Origin of the sequence: Rathayibacter sp. PhB1, assembly GCF_004362935.1 — a bacterium.
In the GTDB taxonomy this organism is placed as follows: domain Bacteria; phylum Actinomycetota; class Actinomycetes; order Actinomycetales; family Microbacteriaceae; genus Rathayibacter; species Rathayibacter festucae.
The window spans coordinates 89,072-108,592 of the sequence record NZ_SNYD01000001.1; the positions used below are offsets into that span (position 1 = coordinate 89,072).

Here is a 19,521-nt window from a genome sequence, read left to right on the forward strand (position 1 = left end):
CGCTGAGGGGGCAGGACGAGGGCGGGGGAGCTTCGGCTCCTCCGCCCTTCTGCGTGCGCGGGCGGCTTCTCGCGTGCGCCGGCGGTCGTGGTGACGACGCGCTCGTCCGGCTCGCGATTCCTCCTCCGGCTCGCTGGAACCCGTGGATCCGGCGTGCCGGGCGGGTTCCCGCGTGCCGGAGGTCTCGACGGAGCCGGTCCGGCTCGCGATCCGGCGTCCGGCTCGCTGGATCGGGTGCTTCTGACGTGCCGGGGGTCTTCCCACGTGCCGGAGGTGCCGGGGGTGAGGTTCGGCACGAGATTCCGGCTCGGGCTCGCGGGGTCCTGCGATTCCGGCGTGCCGGGCCGGTTTCCGCGTGCCGGAGGTCCCGGCGGCACCGGTTCGGCTCGCGATCTCGCGTCCGGCTCGCGCGAGCCGGTGCTTCTGACGTGCCGGAGGTCTTTCCGCGTGCCGGAGGTCTCCACGGCGGCGCTCGGCACGTGGAGACGGCTCCGGCTCGCAGAATCTCGGGGATTCGGCGAGCCGGAGGTGGTTCAGCGTGCCGGAGGCGATCCGGCGCGAGGTGGGCGCAGCGGCCCCCGCGTCAGGCGGTCTCGAAGCGGGTGTCGCCGCGCTCGGGGCGCCAGGAGGGGACGCTCGCGGAGGCGCGGCGGCGCGAGCGCGCGCGGGACGGGCTGAAGCGGAACGGCGGCACGGTGGGGGCCAGCGCGGCGGTGCGGCTCGCGGCGCGCAGCAGCAGCTCCTCGGTCAGCTCCTCCGGGGCGGCGGCGATCGCCAGACCGCGCTGGTCGAGCTCGCGGGCGATCTGGATCTGGTGGTCGTCGATGTGCTCGCCGCGCGCGACGAGGCGCGGGACGAGGATCGGCACCTTGCCGTTCTCGATGGCCGTGATGGCGGCGCCGGTGCCCGCGTGGGCGATGACGACGTCCGCCTCCTTCACGGCCTCCTGCAGCTCGTGGTGCGGCACGCTCGCGCGGCCCTCGATGCCGTAGGGGGAGACGTCGGCGAGGCCGGTCTGCCAGAGCACCTCGGCGTCCTTCAGCAGCGGCACGGACGCGGCGATAAGCCGGTCGAAGGGGTAGAGGTCCTGGGTGCCGACGGAGATCACCGCGCGGCGGATCGCGGAGACGGGCTGGTCGGGTCCCGTCGTGTACGCGTCGAAGATCGAGCCGCCGAAGAGCCAGCGCTCGTCCGCCCAGACCGGGTACTGCGTGTAGGTGTTCACGCCCGGGAGGCGGGCCATGATCTTGCCGGTGATCGAGGGGCCGTCGGCGCGCGCGGCGCTCTCGATGTAGTGGCACTCGATGCCGCGGAGCGAGGCCTCGGGCATGAACGACACGGCGGGGCTCGAGCCGGTGCTGAAGACGGCGGAGTAGTCGCCCTTGGCCAGGATCCGGTGCGCGATCAGCGCGTTCTCGGCGATCGGGCGGGCGTCGCGGGGAGCGGCGAAGCGGCTGTAGGTGACGCGGCGGCCCTCGAGGAGGGAGCGGCTGAGGCCGTTGTCGAAGGTCACCCAGTGCTGGTCGGCGGGGTCGATCCCGAAGCGGGAGGACAGGGTGAAGAGCTGTTTGAGATGCCCTCCACCGGAGCAGACGAACAGGAACTGTGACATGGCGACCCTTCTCGCGTCCGGGGGAGCTCTCGGGCTCTCCTCCGGCGGAAGCTGACTGAGGCGGTAGTGCAGGGCTGGGTGGTGTGGGGGTGGGTGGTGCTGGTGGTGCTGGTGGTGCTGGGGCGGCGCGGAGCCGGGCGGGAGCCCCGCTCTGCACGGGAGCGGCCCGGTGGGAGGGAGATCCGGCGGCGTCGTGACCGCGCTCTCCCCGGAGTGCGTCAGGACGTGGGGGCGTCCCGGGCATCGGCGGGTCGACGACCAGGGGGACGCGCGCGGGGTGGGGCGGGGAGCCTGCGCTGCATCGTGGTCCTGGTCGGTCGGGTGGTTCTCGGGCGGGTGAGGATCGTGACGTCGGGTGCGACGCGGTGCCGGCACGGCGGGATCCGCTCCTGCGCCTGGGCGAGTGCTCGCCGTCCGAGGACGAGGGCACAGCGGAACGGGCCGCGGTGCCACCCCCACGATAGTGAGGCGCCCGTTCCCTGGCTACTTCGGAGTCGGACCCCCGGGTGGATTGACCTAGCCCGCCTGCAGTGCCGACGGGGTGGCTCCGCCCGCGCGGGCGCGGCCGTCGTTCCGGTCGAGCAGGATGTCGAGCACCGTCTCGTGCCGGGCGGCCCAGGAGTTCGCGTGGATCCAGCCGAGGCGCTCGTCCTCGGTGGCCGGGCCGTCGGCGAGCGCGTCGTCGACGACCGCGGCGAACTCCGCCATGGTCGGCACGATGCGGATCCGGTCGCTGATGCCGTGGATCGGCGGCAGATCGACGGAGATCACCGGGCAGCCGCTCGCCACGTACTCGTAGAGCTTGAGCGGGCTCATCGCCTCGGTCAGCGGGGTGCGGCGGTGCGCGAGGAGGCAGAGCTCGACGTTGCGCATCGTCGCCACCAGCTCGCGGCGGCCGACGGAGTGGTGCAGGTGCACGTTCGCGAACGGGGCGAGCGGGGCGAGGTAGCCGGGGTCGGGCTGCGGGCCCATCAGCACGATCTGCAGCTCGGGGTGCGCCGTCGCGACCGCGACGATCCCCTCGACGTCGAGCCGGTCGTCCAGCGTGCCGACGTGCAGAGCGCGCGGGCCGGGGATGCGGCCGAGCCACTCGGGGGCGTCGGGCACGGGGCCGGTCCACTCCTCCGGGCTGACGCCGTTCGGGACGACGGCGTGCGGGCCGGTCGGCGCGATGCGGTCGATGATCTCCTGCGAGACGGCGGTGACGGAGCGGCCGCTGCTCGCGACGCGGCGGTAGGCCTCCTGGAAGGCGGGCCAGTGGCCCTTCCAGCGGGTCGAGGTCGTCCAGTCGTCGCGGGCGAAGAACATCACGTGCTCGGCCCACTCGAACGGCGAGAAGCCGGCCACGACGGGGCTGGTCGTGACGACGACGGGGCGCACGAGCTCCATCTCGTCGGCGAGCTTCGCGATCCCCTGGTCGTAGGCGCGGTACTCCTTCTCCAGGCCGGCGATGTCGGTCGGGTCGGAGCGGCGCAGGCGCAGCGGGGTGTGCAGGATGCGCTGCGGCGTCGACGGGAACTCGACCTCGCGGCCCAGAGCCCCGCGGACGAGCGTCGTCGGCAGGAAGCGGAAGGGGTTCGCCACGATCAGGCGACCGACCTGCGGGCTCTCCATCAGCGAGTGCAGGATCCGGTCCGGCGGGCGCATCATCCCGCGGCGGGCCGCATCCGTGTAGGTCTCGTAGGAGAAGGTGAAGACGACGTCGCGGACGACGCCGTCGGCGGTCGCCTCGGGCGCCGTGTGGTCGGGCGCTGGCTGCTGGGGCACGGCGTTCCTCACGCGAAGGTCCGGATGACGCGCGCGGGCACGCCGACGGCGACGGAGTAGTCGGGGACGTCCTCGCGGACGACGGCGTTCGCGCCGATCACGGCGCCGCGGCCGACCGTCACACCGGGCATGATGACGGCGTTCTCGCCGAGCCACGCTCCGCGGCCGATGCGCACCGGGGCGATCCGGTCGACGCCCTGGTCGCGGATGAAGCGCGTCGGGTCCTTGAAGCCGTGCGAGTGGTCCGAGATGTAGACGCCGCGGGCGATGCCGACGCCCTCCTCGATGATCACGCTCTGGACGGCGCTGATCGCGGTCATGTTCATCCGCACGCGGTCGCCGATGATCAGGGCGGGCGTGGGCGCGTCGTCGGTCGGGACCATCAGCATGCAGTTCGCGCTGATCAGCACGTTCTCGCCGATGGAGATCCGCTTGCCCTGCCCGGGTCCGATCCGGAAGGGCAAGCAGATGCGGGAACCCTTGCCGAAGCGGTGGAAACCGCCGGCGACCAGCTTGCTGAAGGCCAGATCGCGTGCTCGCTGCGCGAGGATCGCGAGATCCAGTCCGTTCAAGGCATCAACTCCAGGGAATAGCGGCGGGCCGGACGGCGGGGGTGGACGTCCTGAGCCTGGGGGGTGTGGTGATCGCGCCCGGGGGTGAGGCGCGCGGGTGTGACCCACGATAGCGAGCGCCTCCTGTGCGCCACGAGTCCGTGCGGATCGGATCCGCGGTGTTTACCCCGCGGAAACACGCTGTGCTCTCCGAGGCGGGCTCGGTGCGTGCTCAGAACGGGGGTCGTCACCTGCACGGTGGCCGAGCATCCCGGCGCTCGGAAGGCTCCCGGCGCCGGGAGCGCCCCGGGGAGCGTAAAATCGCAGGGTCCGCGGAGGCGGCCGCCCACTCCGGGCCGGCGCGTCCTCCGGATCGTGCGGGACACCGCACCGACGGACCCGGCGACGCCGCTCGGTCCCCGCCCTCGCGCGACCCCGACCCGCCCGCACCACCAGAGAGGCCTGACCGTGGCCGAAGCCGACACCGCCAGCCGACTGTGGACCCTCCACCTCGCGCGAGCCGCCGTCGCGGCCGTCGCCGGTGTGGTGATCACCTTCTCGCCCGACCACGGCCCCGCCTTCGGCTTCGCCGTCTTCGCCGGCTTCGCGATCCTCAGCGGCGCCGTCGCCCTCGTGATCGGCCTGCGCACCCTCGCCGGTCGCGGCCGCACGCTCGCCCTCGCCTCCGCCGGGGTCACCCTCGCCGCCGGCGTGCTCGCGCTCGTCGCGCTGCCGGTCGCGGCACTGCTGCCCTTCATCGCGCTGATCGCCGGCTGGGCGCTCGTCTCCGGCTCGCTCGAGTTCTCCAGCGGCCGCCGCGGCACCGGCCTCGCCGCCCGCGACGCGGTGATCGTCGGCCTCGGCACGGCCCTGCTCGGAGCGGTCTTCGCCCTCCTCCCGCCGCACCCCGTCGTCTCGGTCGGACTCCTCGGCGCGTACGCCGTGATGCTCGCCGTGTTCCTCGCGATCGCCGCGTTCTCGCTCAAGTGGGCCGCCGGCGCCGATGCCGCCGCACCCTCCACCCCCACCACCGGAGGAGACCGATGACCGCCCCCGACCCCGCCCCCTCCGAGCCGTCGCCCTCCGACGACGACTTCGCGCCGCGCACCTTCCGCCCCACCCGCAAGGACCGCCTGCGTCCGCTCGAGCTCGTCGGCCTCTCCGCCGTGATGGCGGCCTTCGTCGGCCTCGTCGTGCTGATGTCGACCCGCGAGTTCGTCGTCGCCCTGATCGGCTTCGGCGTCGCCTTCATCGTCGTCCTCGTCGCCATCGCCATGTTCTCGCTGACCTTCAAGCCCGACGAGGCCGAGATCGCCGACCTCGACGAGCAGGACGGTGCTCATTAGGTCGGTGCGACTGCGTCGCTCCTCCCCGCGGTCGGCTCCCTGAGGCGGCCGGGTCCTGCAGAGCGTCCTGCGTCCGCTGCGCGGAATCGCTTGGCACGCGATTCCGCGGTGCGCTCGCACCTGCGGTGGAGCTCTGCTGGCGTCCGCGCGCCCATGCTGGTCGAGTAGCCCCGCAGGGGCGTATCGAGACCCACCGTCGCCGGCGAGAGGAGCTCGCGGACTCCACTGCTGATGTCGCGGGCTCCCCCTGCATGCTGGTCGAGTAGCCCCGCAGGGCGTATCGAGCCCCGCCGTCGCTGGCAGTGCGGTTGCATGCCTCAATGGCGGCAGGGGGAAGCGGATTCATGCCCTCGGCGCCCCGCATCATGCTGGTCGAGTAGCCCCGCGGGGCGTATCGAGACCCGCCGTCGTCCGCCGTGCGGCAGCACCCTCGCCCGGTGAGCCGGACGGTCTACGGCGAGACGTCGTCCCGCTCGGTCTCCCCGAGCGCGTACGCCAGGCTCCGCGCGTAGATCTCCTCGAGGCGGGACGCGACGATGCGGTACTGGACCGAGCGGCCGCGGCGCTGCTCGCGCGGGAGGTTGCCGAGGACCACCCCGGCGTCCTCCAGCTCGATGAGGTGCCGGTAGAGGCTCGTCGTCGTGGCGCGGCCGGTCGGCAGCTCCGGGCCGATCGCCTCCACCAGCTCGCCGAAGAGCAGGCCCTGCTCGGGACGCTCCGCGCGGGAGAGCGACCGCAGGATCCCCCGGTTGATCTCGCTGCCGACCACCCGGACGGCCAGGTCGGCCTCCTCCGGGGTCGCTCGGCTCCTCGTGGACGACGCGGACGAAGGCATGAGGCCCATCCTCCCGCACGGGATCGCATCGCGGTCCCGCAGGCACGTATTGCCACACCGTCTGGGTACCGGATGATTCGCGCCAGTGGAATCATGATCCCACGGAACGGTTACCTTGGTCTCCGTCGGCACGCCTCTCGCGTGCCGGTACGCGATCGCATCCGGCGCTCGCGGGAGGCGCGAGCCTCGACACACGCAGGGGAGAGAACGGCATGGATCGACGACGACGGGCGGGGGAGCCCGCGAGAGCCTCGGTGGGCGGGCAGCGTGACCGGAACCGAGCGGTGGTGTGGCCGAGCGGCGCCCACCGCGGCCGGATGCGGGCGGGGCGCCGACTGGCCGCAGGCCTCCTGGCGGCGGGACTGGTCGGCGGAGCGGGCACGTCGCTGGCGGTGACCTCGTCGTTCCTCGCGCCGCTGTCGGCGTCGGCGGCCACGCACGGCGCGGGCTTCGACCTGGGGAAGGGCTTCCTCGGCGCGTATCGCCACCCGGACGGGACGCTGGCCTACTGCCTGCAGATCAGGGCGTCGATCCCGTACAGCCCGACGTCCGGTCCGTCGCTGAACAGCGACTGGAACTCCCTGTCGCCGGATCAGCTCGCACGACTGAGCTACGTCATGGACGTCCACGGGAACACGGAGGACGCGAACACCGCGGCCGCCGTCGCGCTATACGTGTGGGACGTGGCGGACAACGCCGCGTACAACGGCAACGGCATGCCGGGCGACGTCTACTACAGCGCCCGCGCCGGCGGGAACCGCGACGCCGTGCTCGGGCTGCTGCGGCAGTACCGGGCGGAGGCCGCCGGCGTGACGGCGGTGCAGCCGGGGCGGACGTCCGGGTCGGCGTCGCTGAGTCTCGACATGCAGTCGAGCGCGGGCACCGGCAGAGTCACGGCTCGGACCGATCCGCCCGGGCAGACGGGGACGGTGCATCTGACGAACGCGGTGTTCGACGACACCGGGTCCGGGGAGTCGACGATGAAGGGCGGGGAGTCGCGGACGTTCCGCGTCGTCCCGAGCGCCGGCCCCTCCTTCGCCGTCGAGGCGCGGACCGACGAGATCCGGGTGGCGGGTGCCTCCGGCTATCTGGGCAACATCATGACCTGGGCTCCAGGGGTGACCTCCGAGCAGTGGACCGCGTCGAAGGGGCAGAAGATCGACGGCTCATTCACGATCGCCGCCGCCACGGCGGCCTCCGCGCCGATCCCGAACCTGTTCTCGCCGATCGGATCGACGCAGGTCTCGACACGACGCGTGGAGGCCGGGACGCAGGCGACCGACACCGTCACGGCAGGCGTCGCGCCCGGATCGGGGGAGTGGCGCACCCTCGACGGCGCGCCCGTGCCGGTGGTCTACCGCGGCACGCTCCACGGTCCGTACGCCGAGCAGCCGGCGCAGTCCGACGCGGTGCCACCGGGCGCGCCCGTCGCCGGAAGCGTCGAGCTGACCGCGACCGGCCCGGGGACGTACACGTCCCCGGGAGTGACGGTCCCCTCGGCCGGGTTCTACACCTGGGTCTGGCGCGTCGAGGAGGCGTCGCAGCCGGACCGGGTGAAGCCGTTCCTCCCCGACGGCTACACGTGGTCGGACGGGTTCGGGCTGGTCGCGGAGACGCATCTCTCGCCGACGACGGTCGCGGCGGAGACGCAGGTCACCGACGAGGAGATCCCCGTCGCCGCGACCTCCACGGACACCCTCACGGTGAAGGACACCGGAGCCTGGCTGAGGAAGGACGGCAGGAGCGTCCCCGTCACCTTCACCGGCACCGCCTACTGGCTGCCCGGCACCGGAGCGGTCCCGGCGACGAGACCGGAGAACGCCAGGGTCCTGACGACCTCGAGCATCGTCGTCGAGGGACCCGGCACCTTCACCTCGGAGCCGGCGACCGCGCCGGCGGACTCGGCCGGCCACATCGTCTGGGTCTGGTCCGCCCCCGAGACGCTCTTCACCACGGGCTGGGCGGACGGGTGGAACACGAAGGGCGAGGTCGTGCGCGTGACGACCCCGGAGGTCCGCACGAAGGCGACGCCCTCCGTGCCGCTGTCGGACACCGCGAAGGACGAGGCGGTCGTCGACGGCGAGGTGCCGGAGGGCGCCGTGATCACCTTCGAGGCGTACCGGCAGACCGGCGACAGGGCCTCCTGCACCGTCGAATCCCGCGTCTACGACGGCTCGACGTCGCCCGTCGCGGTCGCCGCGGGGCGGAACGAGAAGAGGTCGTACTGGTCGAGCGAGGTCCGCTTCGCGGAGCCGGGCGTCCATCACTGGGTGGAGACGCTGCGGACCAAGGACGGCCGCGTCCTGCACCGCGGCGAGTGCGGAGTGCCGGGGGAGACCACGAAGGTGACCGTGCCCGATGTGTCGTCGAAGGCGCAGACCGACAGCGCGGTCCATGACGGCGCGACCGACGACGCGATCGTCACCGGGGACACGCCGAAGGGCGCGTACCTGGTGTGGAAGGCCTACCGTGCGGCCGCCGGCACGGGATCCTCCGCTGACAGCGCGCCGCCGGTCTGCGACGCGTCGACACTGGCGGCGGACACGACCGGCACACCGGTCGTCGTCGAGAAGGCGGGCACCTACACCTCGCGCCCGGTCGTCTTCACCACCGCGGGCGCCGTGCACTGGGTGGAGGAGCTGCACTCCTACGACGGGAGGATCCTCGCTCAGGGTGCGTGCGGAGCGCCCGGCGAGACGACCACCGTGCACACTCCCGACGTCCGCACCAAGGCCACCCCGGCAGTGCAGGTGGGCGACCCGGTGCGGGACGAGGCCGTCGTGAACGGCTGGGTCCCGGCCGGTGCGGTGATCACGTTCGAGGCGTTCAGAAGGAGCGGCGACCAGGACACGTGTACGCCGGCGAACCGCGTCTTCGACGGGTCGGACAGCCCCGTCGCCACGACGCCCGGCCTGAACGAGGACGTCTCCTACTGGTCCGGTGAGACCCGGTTCACCGAGCCCGGCGACTACTACTGGGTCGAGACGCTCGCCACGAAGGACGGAACGGTCGTCCATCGCGGGGAGTGCGGAGCACCGGGCGAGACGACCGTCGTCTCGCCGACGCCGGTCGTCCCGAAGGTGACCACGACCCTGGCCGACTCGGGAGCCCATCCCGGCCCGTGGCTCGGTGGCGGCCTGGCCGCCCTCGTCCTCGGTCTCGCCGCCGCCCTCCTCGCCCGCCGGCGCCGCCCCTCGCCACAGGAGTAGCCCCACACGCCCCGCATGCTGGCCGTGCATGCCGGTCGAGCAGCCCCGCAGGGGCGTGCATGTCGGTCGAGCAGCCCCGCAGGGGCGTGCATGCCGGTCGAGCAGCCCCGCAGGGGCGTGCATGTCGGTCGAGCAGCCCCGCAGGGGCGTGCATGTCGGTCGAGCAGCCCCGCAGGGGCGTGCATGTCGGTCGAGTAGCCCCGCAGGGGCGTGCATGTCGGTCGAGTAGCCCCGCAGGGGCGTGCATGTCGGTCGAGTAGCCCCGCAGGGGCGTATCGAGACCCACCGTCCTCAGCACAGCAGGTCCGCGGGCTCGCCTGCTGGAGGCGCTGGATCTCGATACGCCCGCTCCGCGGGCTACTCGATCAGCATGAGGGCGCGAGCGGACCGGCAGTGGGCCTCGTGTCCCGAGCGGAGCCCCGCCCGCGTCCACTCGACAGCCCTGATCCGCGCGAGCGGACCCGGAGTGGGCCCGACTGTTCCGCCGGACTCCGTCCCCGGCCGGCTGGCCGAGCAGCCCCGCAGGGCGTGCATGCTGGTCGAGTAGCCCCGCAGGGCCGGGCATGCGGGTCGAGTAGCCCCGCAGGGCGTGCATGCTGGTCGAGCAGCCCCGCAGGGCGTGCATGCTGGTCGACTAGCCCCGAAGGCCGGGCATGCTGGTCGAGTAGCCCTGCAGGGCCGGGCATGTTGATCGAGTCGCCCCACAGGGCCGGGCATGCTGGTCGAGCAGCCCCACAGGGGCGTATCGAGACCCACCGTCCTCAGCACGGCGGCCCTGCAGACTCCCCCTCTGCCGCCGATCCCCTTCGAGACGCCCGCCCCGCGGGCTCCTCGATCAGCATGCACGCGGCGGCGTCGGTGGTCCGAGTTAGCGTGCGGGGGTGGCGGAGGCGATTGGGCGGTGGTGGGAGCGGCGGCGATTCTCGCGAGGGGTCGACGTCCCGTATCCGGTGGGGACGTACCGGGAGGCGTGGGCATCGTTCCCGGTGCTCGTGCTCCAGTACCGGCCCGAGTGCAACGGGGGGATCGTGCTCAGCCAGATCCCGCCGGCGGCCGACGTCTACCTGTGCTGGCTGTGCGACGCGGGGCACGTGTTCGTCGCGACTCCCGAGGAGCAGCGGCACCGTCCGGGCCGGGAGCGGCGGCGCTCCTCCTGGTGCCCCGACTGCGCGGCGCTCGCGAAGCCCCGGACGCTGCGGCCCGCGGTGGAGCCGGTGGTCGAGCGTCCGTCGACCCCTGCTCCCGAGCCTGCTGCTGCGCGCCCGCCCCGTCCCGTTCGCACGCCGACGAGGTCGCGCCCGCCGCGGATCTGCTCGAAGACCCCGCAGCTCCCGCCGGGGGAGCCCTTCGTCAGCGCCTGCGCGCCTCCGCCCGCGTCGGCGGTCGAGGCGCGGCTCCGGGCGCTGCTCGCCGAGCGGCTCGAGTTCGAGCCGGGGTTCACGGCGGTGCGGCTGAGCCGGCCGTTCTTCGAGCACCTGGAGGCGTGGCCGGACATCGTGCTGAGCGAGCTGCGGGTGGCGATCGAGTACGACTCCACGGGGCGCCACGGGCTCGAGCACGTGGGGCATCGCGAGGAGGCGGACCGGCGGAAGGACCGCGCGCTGCGGGCCGTCGGCTGGGAGGTGGTGCGGGTGCGGACCGGGCGCCTGCCTCCGCTCGGGCCGCACGACGTCCTCGCGTCGGGCGTCTCGGCGGGGCTCGTCGACCGGCTGCTCGACGAGCTGCGCGAGATACGCGGCTCGCTGCTCGTCGACGCCTGGACGCGCTGATCGGACGCCTGGACGCGCTGACCGGTCGGAGGGGCGTGCCGGCCGACCGCGCGCCCCCCGCTGCGTCTCAGGCCTGCAGCGCGAGCGCCTCGCTGCACCAGCGGCGGTACAGGACCCACGGGTCGAGCTCGCCCGCCCGCACCGTCTCGACGTGCCGGTCGAGCGCGGCGCTGCGGGTGAACCACTCCGTCCGCTCCAGCCGCTCGACGGCGAACTGCGCGTGGCGGTGCTGCTCCAAAGCCCGCCCGCCGCGCTCGAAGGCGAGCAGCTCCTCGTGCCGCAGCCGGTGCAGGCGCTGCCGTGGGTTGCCGCTGGTGCCGATCTTGATCCGCCCGGCGAAGCGGATGTAGTAGACGACCTCGACCCGCGGCGGCGGCAGCTCGCCGTCGGGCGCGTCGCCGAGCCGCCACTCGCAGGCCGCGCAGAGCCAGCCGGAGGGGTGCCGGACGCCCAGCCGCGAGCCGCAGACGAGGCACGGCGAGGGGAGGGCGTCGACGACGCCGTCCTCGCGCGCCACCCAGTCGTGCGCGAGCCCGAGGTGCGCGCTGCAGAGAGCGACCGGCGCACCCGGCTCGGCGGCCGAGCGGCAGCCGTCGAGAGCGCAGCCCGAGGCAGCGCGGTCCGGGGCAGCGCGGTCCGGGGCGCCGCAGTCCTGGGCGGGCACTGCATCGGGGGACATGCTCCGACCCTAGGCAGGACCCCCGACATCCGCGCCGGGGGCCGTCGCCGTCGAGCTCCCTCGCAGGCGAGCTCGACGGCGACTCAGCTCAGGCGGTCGACCAGCTCCGAGGCCAGCCCGGTGTAGCCGGCGGGCGTCAGCGCGAGCAGACGGGCCTTCGCGGCAGCGCCGATGTCGAGGCCGTCGACGAAGACCGCGAGGTCCTCGGCGCCGAGGCGCTTGCCGCGGGTGAGGTCCTTGAGCATCGCGTACGGGTCTGTGATCGAGGAGCGTCCCGCGACGACCTCGGCGCGGATGACGGTCTGGATCGCCTCCGCGAGCACCTCCCAGTTGGTGTCGAGGTCGGCGGCGAGGGCGCGCGGATCGAGGTCGATCTCGAGCAGACCGCGGGCGATGTTGTCCAGCGCGAGCAGCGAGTGGCCGAACGCGACGCCGATGTTGCGCTGCGTCGTCGAGTCGGTGAGGTCGCGCTGCAGCCGCGAGGTGACCAGGGTCTGCGCGAGCGAGTCGAGCAGCGCGCTGGAGAGCTCGAGGTTCGCCTCGGCGTTCTCGAACCGGATCGGGTTGATCTTGTGCGGCATCGTCGACGAGCCGGTCGCGCCGGCCTGCGGGATCTGCCGGAAGTAGCCGAGCGAGATGTAGGTCCAGACGTCGGTGCAGATGTTGTGCAGGATCCGGTTCGCGTGCGCGGCCTTGCCGTAGAGCTCGGCCTGCCAGTCGTGCGACTCGATCTGGGTGGTCAGCGGGTTGAAGACGAGGCCGAGGGAGCCGACGAACTCCGCCGCGAGGGCCGCCCAGTCGGTGTCCGGATCCGCCGCGAGGTGCGCCGCGAAGGTGCCGGTCGCTCCGCTGAACTTGCCGAGGTACTCGGTGGCCTCGAGCTGCACGACGACCCGCTCGAGGCGGAAGGCGTAGACGGCGAACTCCTTGCCCATCGTGGTGGGCGTCGCGGGCTGGCCGTGGGTGCGGCTGAGCATCGACTCGTCGCGGTAGCGCACGGCGAGCTCGCGCAGGGAGGCGACGACCGAGCGCAGCTTCGGCAGCCAGACGTCCTCGACGGCCCGGCGGACGACGAGCGCGTAGGAGAGGTTGTTGATGTCCTCGCTGGTCGCGGCGAAGTGGGTGAGCTCGGCGATGCGGTCCAGGCCAAGCTCGGCCAGCCACTGGCGCACCAGGTACTCGACCGCCTTCACGTCGTGGCGGGTGACGGCCTCGAGCTCGGCCAGGCGGTCGATCTCGGGCTGGCCGAAGTCGCGGGCGCGACGGCGGAGCTCCTCGGCGGCGGCGGCCTCGACCGGCTCGGAGCCGAAGAGGCGGCGGTCGGTGAGGGCGAGCAGCCACTCCACCTCCACGTGCACGCGCGCTCGGTTCAGCCCGGCCTCCGACAGGTGCTCGCCGAGGGCGGAGACGGCGGCGCTGTAGCGGCCGTCGAGCGGGCTGAGCGGCTGGGGAGGGAGCGAGGTCATGCGGTGGTGCCTTCCGGTTCTCGGGGGTCCCGCGCGGTCTGGAGGCTCGATCGCGGGTCGGTGCGGACCGTGCGGTTGCCGCGCAGTCCCGGTTCGATCTGGGCGAAGAGTGCCCGGCACGCGCGCTCGATCAGCGCGAGCACCGAGTCGAACGCCGCCGCATCGGAATAGTAGGGGTCGGGGACGTCGCCCTGCGCCGAGAGGCCCGGCTCGAAGGCGAGCAGGCGCCGGATCTTCTGCCGGTCGACGTCGGTGCGCGCCCAGGAGCGCAGCGCCCGCTCGTGGCCGTGATCGAGTGCGACGACGAGGTCGAACTCCTCGAAGAGCGCGGGGTCGAAGAGCCGCGCGCGGTGCGGGGCGCCGTCGAGTCCGCGGCGATCGAGCGCCTCGAGGGCGCGGTGGTCGGCGTGCTCGCCGAGGTGCCACTCGCCGGTGCCGGCGGAGGTGATCGTGATGACCGAGCCGAGCCCGGCCTGCTCGGCGAGGGAGCGCAGCACCACCTCCGCCATCGGCGACCGGCAGATGTTGCCGGTGCAGACGAAGCACACGGCGAACGCCGACGGCGCGGAAGAGGGGGTCACCCGCCCATCATGGCGCACCGGCGGTCCTCCACAGCGGGCGGATTCTCGACCTCTCCACCGTTTCGGGGAGCGCCCGCCCGCGGCCGACCGCGGTGCCCGAGGCTGGCCGCGGGCATCGAGAGAAGGGAGGTGGCGGATGGGCGTCGAGGCGGCTGCAGGGGGAGCGACGGGTGCGGCGGCGCCGTGGCCGAGCGCGGCGGTGGCGGCGCTCGCCGAGCGGATCGGGGTGCTGCGCGGGGAGGCGGGCGGACTCCTGCCCGACGCCGACTGGGAGGGGTCGGCGGCGCGGGAGTACGCCGAGCGGGCGGCCGAGCTGCTGGCCGGGCTCGCGACGGCGGAGGCGGCGGCGCGCGGGCTGGCAGTGGGGGCGGGCGGGTGAGGGCGCCGTCCCCGGTGCGGGTGGAGACGGCCGAGCTCGACGAGCGCCGGCGGGTGCTCGCGGGGCTCGCTGCGGGGCTGGCCGAGTGCGCGGTGCTCGGCGACGGGCTCGTCCCCGCGGTGATGCTCGCGGCGCCGGCCCGGGCGGGCGAGCCGGCGGCGCTCGGCGATCGGCTCCGCCTGCTCGAGGCCGAGGCGGTGGCGCTCCGGGAGGCGCTCGCCGCGGCGGCGGCGGGGTACGAGCGGGCGGAGGAGGACGCGGCACCGGGGATGCCGGGGGTGCCGGAGATGCCGGAGATGCCGGGGATGCCGGGGATGCCGGGGATGCCGGGGATGCCGGGGATGCCGGGGATGCCGGAGATCCTCGGGCCGCAGACCGCCGTCGCGCTCTTCGAGCGGCGTGCGGGCGAGTCCCTCGCGCGGCGACTCCCCGGTGCCGTCGAGGACGCGGCGGTGCTGGTCCGGGCGGTCGCCGACGCCGCGTTCGGGTCGGTCTCGGCGGCGGTGCGGGCCCTCGCGGGGGACGAGGGCGCCGAGGCCGACCTTGCGGAGGAGGGGGAGGACCTCGTCCGGGCGCTGCTGGGCGACCCGCTCCTGATCGAGGGCCTGCGCGGGGTGATCTCCGCGATCGGCCTCGGCACCGAGATCGGGGTGCTGCTGCTCCCGCCGCCGCTGGCCGACGCGGTGGGGCGACCGACGTCCGAGCAGGTGATCGGGAACGGGGTGCAGTCGGCGGCGGGGGTGCTCGTCGTCCTGGGGACGGTGTTCGGCGTGCTGCCGGCGCCGGGCGAGCGGGAGCTGCGGGTCGAGCGGGTGGCGCCGCCGGTCGACCCGCTCGCCGCACCGGCGGGCTGGGGGGAGCTCGCGGCGCGGATCCCGCCGAGCGACCCCGACGGTCCGCAGGTGGTGATCGAGCGCTACGGCGGGGAGTGGCTCGTCACGCTCTCCGGCACCACCGACTGGAGCGCTGACCCGGAGCAGTCCTTCGGGGCTCCGTCGAACCTGCAGGCGATGGCGGGCGGGCGCGCCGCCTCCGTCGAGGGAGCGCTCGCGGCGATGGCGGCGGCGGGAATCCCCGCCGGGGCTCCCGTCACGATCGCCGCGCACTCGCAGGGCGGGCTGGTCGCCCTGCGAGTGGCGCAGTCGGGGCGCTACGACGTGCACGACATCGTCACCTTCGGCAGTCCGGTGCGCGGGCTGGATCTGCCGGAGGGGACGCGCTCGCTCTCGATCGAGCACTCCGACGACCTGGTGCCGGCGCTCGGCGGCTTCGGCCGGACGGCGGCGGAGGAGCCGGGGGTGGTGCTGGTCGAGCGCGACTCCCCGGCGGGGATCGTGCGCGACACCCCGGCGCCCGCGCACGCGCTCGACGCGTACGTCGCGACCGGGCGCGCCCTCGATGCGGCGGCCGACCCCCGGCTCGCGGCGACCGGGGCCGCGCTGTTCCCGCTCTGGCGGGGAGCGCCGGACTCGCGCGTCGCCGCCCGGCTGACGACCGTGCCGGTCAGTCCCGGCGGCGGTCGCGAGCGAAGGGGCGCAGGAGCAGCCCGATGAACCAGTTGACGATCGCGAGCACGAGGGCGCCGAGGACGCCCCACCAGAACCCGTCCACGACCAGGCCGAAGCCGAAGAGGCCGCTGATCCAGGCCGTCAGCAGCAGGAGCAGGCCGTTCACCAGGAAGGAGACGAGACCGAGCGTCAGCACGTACAGCGGGAAGGCCACGACGCGGACCACCCTGCCGACCACGGAGTTGACGACGCCGAAGATCACTGCGACGAGGAGGTACGTGAGCACCGCGGCGGTCGGCCCCTGCTCGTACGGATCGACGCGGACGCCCGCGACGACGAGCGTGGTCAGCCAGAGGGCGACGGCGTTGGTGGCGAGGCCGAGGAGGAGTCTGCGCATGCCTCCACTCTGGCGCAGCCCGCCGCCACCCGGGCGCACCGGCGGCGCGGGAGGACGCCTCGCGCGGCTCGCGCGGCCGCCGCCCGAATAGCATGGTCCGGGTGACCGACCAGCAGGAGCCACCCGTCCGCCTCCGCCCCGAGATCCTCGCTCTGCCGGCCTACCGCCAGGGCCGCGCCGCCTCCGCGGACGCGTTCAAGCTCTCCTCCAACGAGAACCCATTCGATCCGCTGCCCTCGGTGCTCGAGCGGGTGCACGCGATCACCGACTTCAACCGCTACCCGGACGCCGCGGCCACGGCGCTCCGGACGGCGCTCGCCGAGAGCTACGGCGTGGGGATCGACGAGGTCGTCGTCGGAGCGGGGTCCGTCGCCGTCATCGCCCAGCTGATCACCGCCGCCGCGGGACCGGGCGACGAGGTCGTGCACGCCTGGCGCTCCTTCGAGGCCTACCCCTCCCTCATCACCACCGCCGGCGCCACCGGCGTGCGCGTCCCCCTGCGCGCCGACGACACGCACGACCTCGACGCGATGGCGCAGGCGATCACCGAGCGCACCCGCCTGGTGATCGTCTGCAGCCCGAACAACCCCACCGGGACCGTCGCCACCGCGGACGACGTGGCGGCCTTCCTCGAGCAGGTGCCGGCCGACGTCCTCGTCCTGCTCGACGAGGCCTACGCCGAGTTCGTCGGCGACGAGCGCGCGGTGGACGGCGCGACCCTCCTCGGCCGCCACCCCAACCTCGTCGTCGCCCGCACCTTCTCCAAGGCCTACGGACTGGCGGGGCTGCGCGTCGGCTACGCGATCGGGCACCCGCGGATCCTCGACGCCGCCCGCTCGACCGCCATCCCCCTCTCGGTCACCCGCTTCGCGGAGACCGCGGCGGTCGCCTCGCTCGAGCACCGCGAGGAGCTGCTCGAGCGCGTCGGCCGCATCGCCCAGCTCCGCGACCACCTCTGGCAGGCGCTGCTCGACCAGGGCTGGACCATCCCGAAATCCGAGGCGAACTTCCTCTGGTTCGACACCCGCGAGCAGACGGAGGCGGCCGCGGCGGTCTTCGAGCGGGCCGGCGTGGTCGTCCGCGCCTTCCCGCCCGAGGGCATCCGGGTGTCGGTCGGCGAGGCGAGTTCTGTCGACAAGCTCCTCACGGCGGCGGCGGAGATTGTCGGGACCCTCCCGAAGGGGCATCCCGCGAGGCGGATAGGTTAGTCGGGTGGCAGCCACCAGCGAGACGCCGACGGTCCAGTTCCTCACCGCGGACGGCCGGTTCGCGCCGACCCCCGCGGCCGAGCAGTACGCCCCCCTCCTCGACGGGATCGACGAGGCGCAGCACCGCTCCTTCTACCGCGAGATGGCGGTCGTCCGCCGGTTCGACATCGAGGCGGCGAACCTGCAGCGGCAGGGCCAGCTCGGACTCTGGGTGCCCAGCCACGGGCAGGAGGCGGCGCAGGTCGGCTCCGCGTTCGCGCTGCGCCCGCAGGACCACGTCTTCCCCTCCTACCGCGAGCACGTCGTCGCCAAGGTCCGCGGCGTCGACCTGCTCCGCGTCCTCGCGCTGCTGCGCGGCGTGACGCACGGCGGCTGGGACCCGGCCGACCCCGCGCACGGCAACTTCCACCTCTACACGCTGGTCCTCGGCTCGCAGGCGCTGCACGCGACCGGCTACGCGATGGGCCTCACCTTCGACGGCGCGACCGGCACGGGCGACCCCGAGAAGGACGCGGCGGTCATCGTCTACTTCGGAGACGGCGCCTCCAGCCAGGGCGACGTCAGCGAGGCCATGGTCTTCGCCGCGAGCTACCAGACGCCCGAGGTGTTCTTCCTGCAGAACAACCACTACGCGATCTCGGTCCCCGTCGCCACGCAGTCGCGCAGCCCGCTCTACCTCCGCTCCTCCGGCTTCGGCATCCCGGGCGTGCAGATCGACGGCAACGACGTGCTCGCCAGCTACGCCGTCACCGCGAAGCACCTCGCCGACGCCCGCTCCGGCGGCGGCCCCCAGTTCATCGAGGCGCTCACCTATCGCATCGGCGCGCACACCTCGAGCGACGACCCCACGAAGTACCGGACCGACGACGAGCTCGCCTCGTGGGTCGCGAAGGACCCGATCACCCGCTTCGCCGCGTACCTGCGCGGACTCGGCGCCCCGCAGTCGTTCTTCGACGAGGTGGAGGAGGAGGCGAAGGACTTCGCCGCCGACATCCGGCAGCGCCTGCTCGCGCTCGAGGCGCCGCCCGTCGACGTGATGTTCGACCACGTGTACTCGGAGCCGCACCAGCAGGTGGCGGAGCAGAAGGCGTGGCTCCAGGGCTACGAGGACGCGCTGGGAGGCGACCCGCGATGACGATCGACACGAGCACCACCGTCCAGCCGCCGCTGAGCGACACGCAGCTGGAGTCCATGTCGATGGCGAAGGCGCTGAACGCCGGGCTCCGCCGCGCCATGACCGAGAACGACCGCGTCCTGCTGATGGGCGAGGACATCGGCCCCCTCGGCGGCGTCTTCCGCATCACCGAGGGCCTGCACGCCGAGTTCGGGCCGCAGCGCGTGCTCGACACCCCGCTCGCCGAGTCCGGCATCGTCGGCACCGCGATCGGCCTCGCGATGCGCGGGTTCCGCCCGGTCTGCGAGATCCAGTTCGACGGCTTCATCTACCCGGCCTTCGACCAGATCACCTCGCAGCTCGCGAAGATGACCAACCGGCACGAGGGCTCGCTCACGATGCCCGTCGTCATCCGCGTGCCCTACGGCGGGCACATCGGCGCGGTCGAGCACCACCAGGAGAGCAACGAGGCGTACTTCGCGCACACCCCGGGTCTGCGCGCGGTCAGCCCGTCGACCCCGAACGACGCCTACTGGATGATCCAGGAGGCCATCGCCTCGGACGACCCGGTGATGTTCTTCGAGCCCAAGAGCCGCTACTGGCCCAAGGGCGACGTCGACCTCCGCGCCTCCGCCGCCCCGCTGCACGCGACCCGCGTCGTGCGCCAGGGCGACGAGGTCACGGTCGTGGGCTGGGGGCCGATGGTCTCCGTGCTGCTCCAGGCCGCCGAGCTCGCCGGTGAGGAGGGGACCAGCGTCGAGGTCGTCGACCTGCGCTCGATCTCGCCGATCGACTGGGAGCCGCTGCTCGCCTCGGTCCGCAAGACCGGCCGGCTCGTGGTCGCCCAGGAGGCGTCCGCGAACGTGAGCCTCGGCTCCGAGATCGCCGCGACCGTCACCGAGAAGGCGTTCTACTCGCTCGAGGCGCCAGTGCTCCGCGTCGCGGGCTTCGACACGCCCTTCCCGCCCGCCAAGGTCGAGAAGCTCTTCCTCCCCGACGTCGACCGCGTCCTCGAGGCCGTCGACCGCTCGCTCGCGTACTGACGCACCGGACGACGCCCCCCGCGTTCCGACGCGCCCCCCTTTTTCCTCATGCAGAAC

Annotated in this window: 17 protein-coding genes; 9 read left to right on the plus strand and 8 right to left on the minus strand. The window is 73.6% G+C overall.

What is annotated here, in order from left to right; all coding sequences use genetic code 11:
- Nucleotides 1-583: 583 nt before the first annotated feature.
- The 3 genes from EDF17_RS00410 to EDF17_RS20410 form a co-directional block, all read right to left on the minus strand.
- Nucleotides 584-1,612, minus strand: coding sequence for a glycosyltransferase (locus EDF17_RS00410; protein WP_123444659.1), 1,029 nt, complete (start codon nucleotides 1,610-1,612; stop codon nucleotides 584-586).
- Between the two features lie 516 nt (nucleotides 1,613-2,128).
- Nucleotides 2,129-3,379 (minus strand): hypothetical protein, encoded by a 1,251-nt coding sequence (locus tag EDF17_RS00415; protein WP_123444660.1) that lies wholly within the window; start codon nucleotides 3,377-3,379, stop codon nucleotides 2,129-2,131.
- Nucleotides 3,380-3,387: 8 nt separating this feature from the next.
- Entirely contained in the window at nucleotides 3,388-3,951 is a 564-nt protein-coding gene (locus tag EDF17_RS20410; RefSeq protein WP_123444661.1) for an acyltransferase, read from the minus strand.
- 447 nt (nucleotides 3,952-4,398) lie between these two features.
- Here EDF17_RS20410 and EDF17_RS00425 point away from each other — a divergent pair, with 447 nt between their 5' ends.
- Together EDF17_RS00425 and EDF17_RS00430 are read left to right on the plus strand one after the other, a co-directional pair.
- A complete protein-coding gene (locus EDF17_RS00425) occupies nucleotides 4,399-4,977 on the plus strand; it encodes a hypothetical protein (protein WP_133671813.1) in 579 nt (192 codons plus the stop codon).
- Nucleotides 4,974-5,276: a hypothetical protein gene (locus EDF17_RS00430; protein WP_260321427.1), complete on the plus strand. Its 303-nt coding sequence runs from the start codon at nucleotides 4,974-4,976 to the stop codon at nucleotides 5,274-5,276. Before EDF17_RS00425 ends, EDF17_RS00430 begins: the two co-directional genes overlap by 4 nt.
- Nucleotides 5,277-5,727: 451 nt before the next feature.
- Here the strand turns inward: EDF17_RS00430 and EDF17_RS00435 are convergent, their stop codons facing one another.
- Nucleotides 5,728-6,111: a hypothetical protein gene (locus tag EDF17_RS00435; RefSeq protein WP_123444663.1), complete on the minus strand. Its 384-nt coding sequence runs from the start codon at nucleotides 6,109-6,111 to the stop codon at nucleotides 5,728-5,730.
- Between the two features lie 284 nt (nucleotides 6,112-6,395).
- Here EDF17_RS00435 and EDF17_RS00440 point away from each other — a divergent pair, with 284 nt between their 5' ends.
- A complete protein-coding gene (locus EDF17_RS00440) occupies nucleotides 6,396-9,320 on the plus strand; it encodes a hypothetical protein (RefSeq protein WP_123444664.1) in 2,925 nt (974 codons plus the stop codon).
- 881 nt (nucleotides 9,321-10,201) lie between these two features.
- Nucleotides 10,202-11,089: a hypothetical protein gene (locus tag EDF17_RS00445; RefSeq protein ID WP_243732741.1), complete on the plus strand. Its 888-nt coding sequence runs from the start codon at nucleotides 10,202-10,204 to the stop codon at nucleotides 11,087-11,089.
- Nucleotides 11,090-11,156: 67 nt separating this feature from the next.
- Here EDF17_RS00445 and EDF17_RS00450 read toward each other — a convergent pair whose 3' ends face one another.
- From EDF17_RS00450 to EDF17_RS00460, 3 genes are all read right to left on the minus strand, one after another.
- On the minus strand, nucleotides 11,157-11,768 hold the full coding sequence (locus EDF17_RS00450) for a GIY-YIG nuclease family protein (protein WP_243732742.1): 612 nt from the start codon (nucleotides 11,766-11,768) through the stop codon (nucleotides 11,157-11,159).
- 83 nt (nucleotides 11,769-11,851) lie between these two features.
- Nucleotides 11,852-13,234: an adenylosuccinate lyase gene (gene purB, locus EDF17_RS00455; RefSeq protein ID WP_123444666.1), complete on the minus strand. Its 1,383-nt coding sequence runs from the start codon at nucleotides 13,232-13,234 to the stop codon at nucleotides 11,852-11,854.
- Nucleotides 13,231-13,815 (minus strand): low molecular weight protein-tyrosine-phosphatase, encoded by a 585-nt coding sequence (locus tag EDF17_RS00460; RefSeq protein ID WP_243581095.1) that lies wholly within the window; start codon nucleotides 13,813-13,815, stop codon nucleotides 13,231-13,233. The genes purB and EDF17_RS00460 overlap by 4 nt, the downstream gene beginning before the upstream one ends.
- 136 nt (nucleotides 13,816-13,951) lie before the next feature.
- Between EDF17_RS00460 and EDF17_RS00465 the strand changes: the two genes are divergently transcribed.
- The gene (locus EDF17_RS00465) at nucleotides 13,952-14,194 is read left to right on the plus strand and encodes a hypothetical protein (RefSeq protein ID WP_123444667.1); all 243 of its coding nucleotides are present in this window, start codon (nucleotides 13,952-13,954) and stop codon (nucleotides 14,192-14,194) included.
- On the plus strand, nucleotides 14,191-15,747 hold the full coding sequence (locus tag EDF17_RS19670) for a hypothetical protein (protein ID WP_166649565.1): 1,557 nt from the start codon (nucleotides 14,191-14,193) through the stop codon (nucleotides 15,745-15,747). Before EDF17_RS00465 ends, EDF17_RS19670 begins: the two co-directional genes overlap by 4 nt.
- Here the strand turns inward: EDF17_RS19670 and EDF17_RS00475 are convergent.
- On the minus strand, nucleotides 15,698-16,099 hold the full coding sequence (locus tag EDF17_RS00475) for a phage holin family protein (RefSeq protein WP_123444668.1): 402 nt from the start codon (nucleotides 16,097-16,099) through the stop codon (nucleotides 15,698-15,700). The two genes, EDF17_RS19670 and EDF17_RS00475, sit on opposite strands and share 50 nt — an antisense overlap.
- Nucleotides 16,100-16,200: 101 nt before the next feature.
- Here EDF17_RS00475 and hisC point away from each other — a divergent pair, with 101 nt between their 5' ends.
- Genes hisC through EDF17_RS00490 form a run of 3 tightly spaced genes read left to right on the plus strand, consistent with a single transcriptional unit; the run spans nucleotide 16,201 to nucleotide 19,464 of the window.
- On the plus strand, nucleotides 16,201-17,307 hold the full coding sequence (hisC, locus tag EDF17_RS00480; RefSeq protein ID WP_243732743.1) for a histidinol-phosphate transaminase: 1,107 nt from the start codon (nucleotides 16,201-16,203) through the stop codon (nucleotides 17,305-17,307).
- 4 nt (nucleotides 17,308-17,311) lie between these two features.
- Nucleotides 17,312-18,442: a thiamine pyrophosphate-dependent dehydrogenase E1 component subunit alpha gene (locus EDF17_RS00485; RefSeq protein WP_123444670.1), complete on the plus strand. Its 1,131-nt coding sequence runs from the start codon at nucleotides 17,312-17,314 to the stop codon at nucleotides 18,440-18,442.
- Entirely contained in the window at nucleotides 18,439-19,464 is a 1,026-nt protein-coding gene (locus EDF17_RS00490) for an alpha-ketoacid dehydrogenase subunit beta (protein WP_123444671.1), read from the plus strand. The genes EDF17_RS00485 and EDF17_RS00490 overlap by 4 nt, the downstream gene beginning before the upstream one ends.
- The last annotated feature ends 57 nt before the right edge of the window (nucleotides 19,465-19,521 follow it).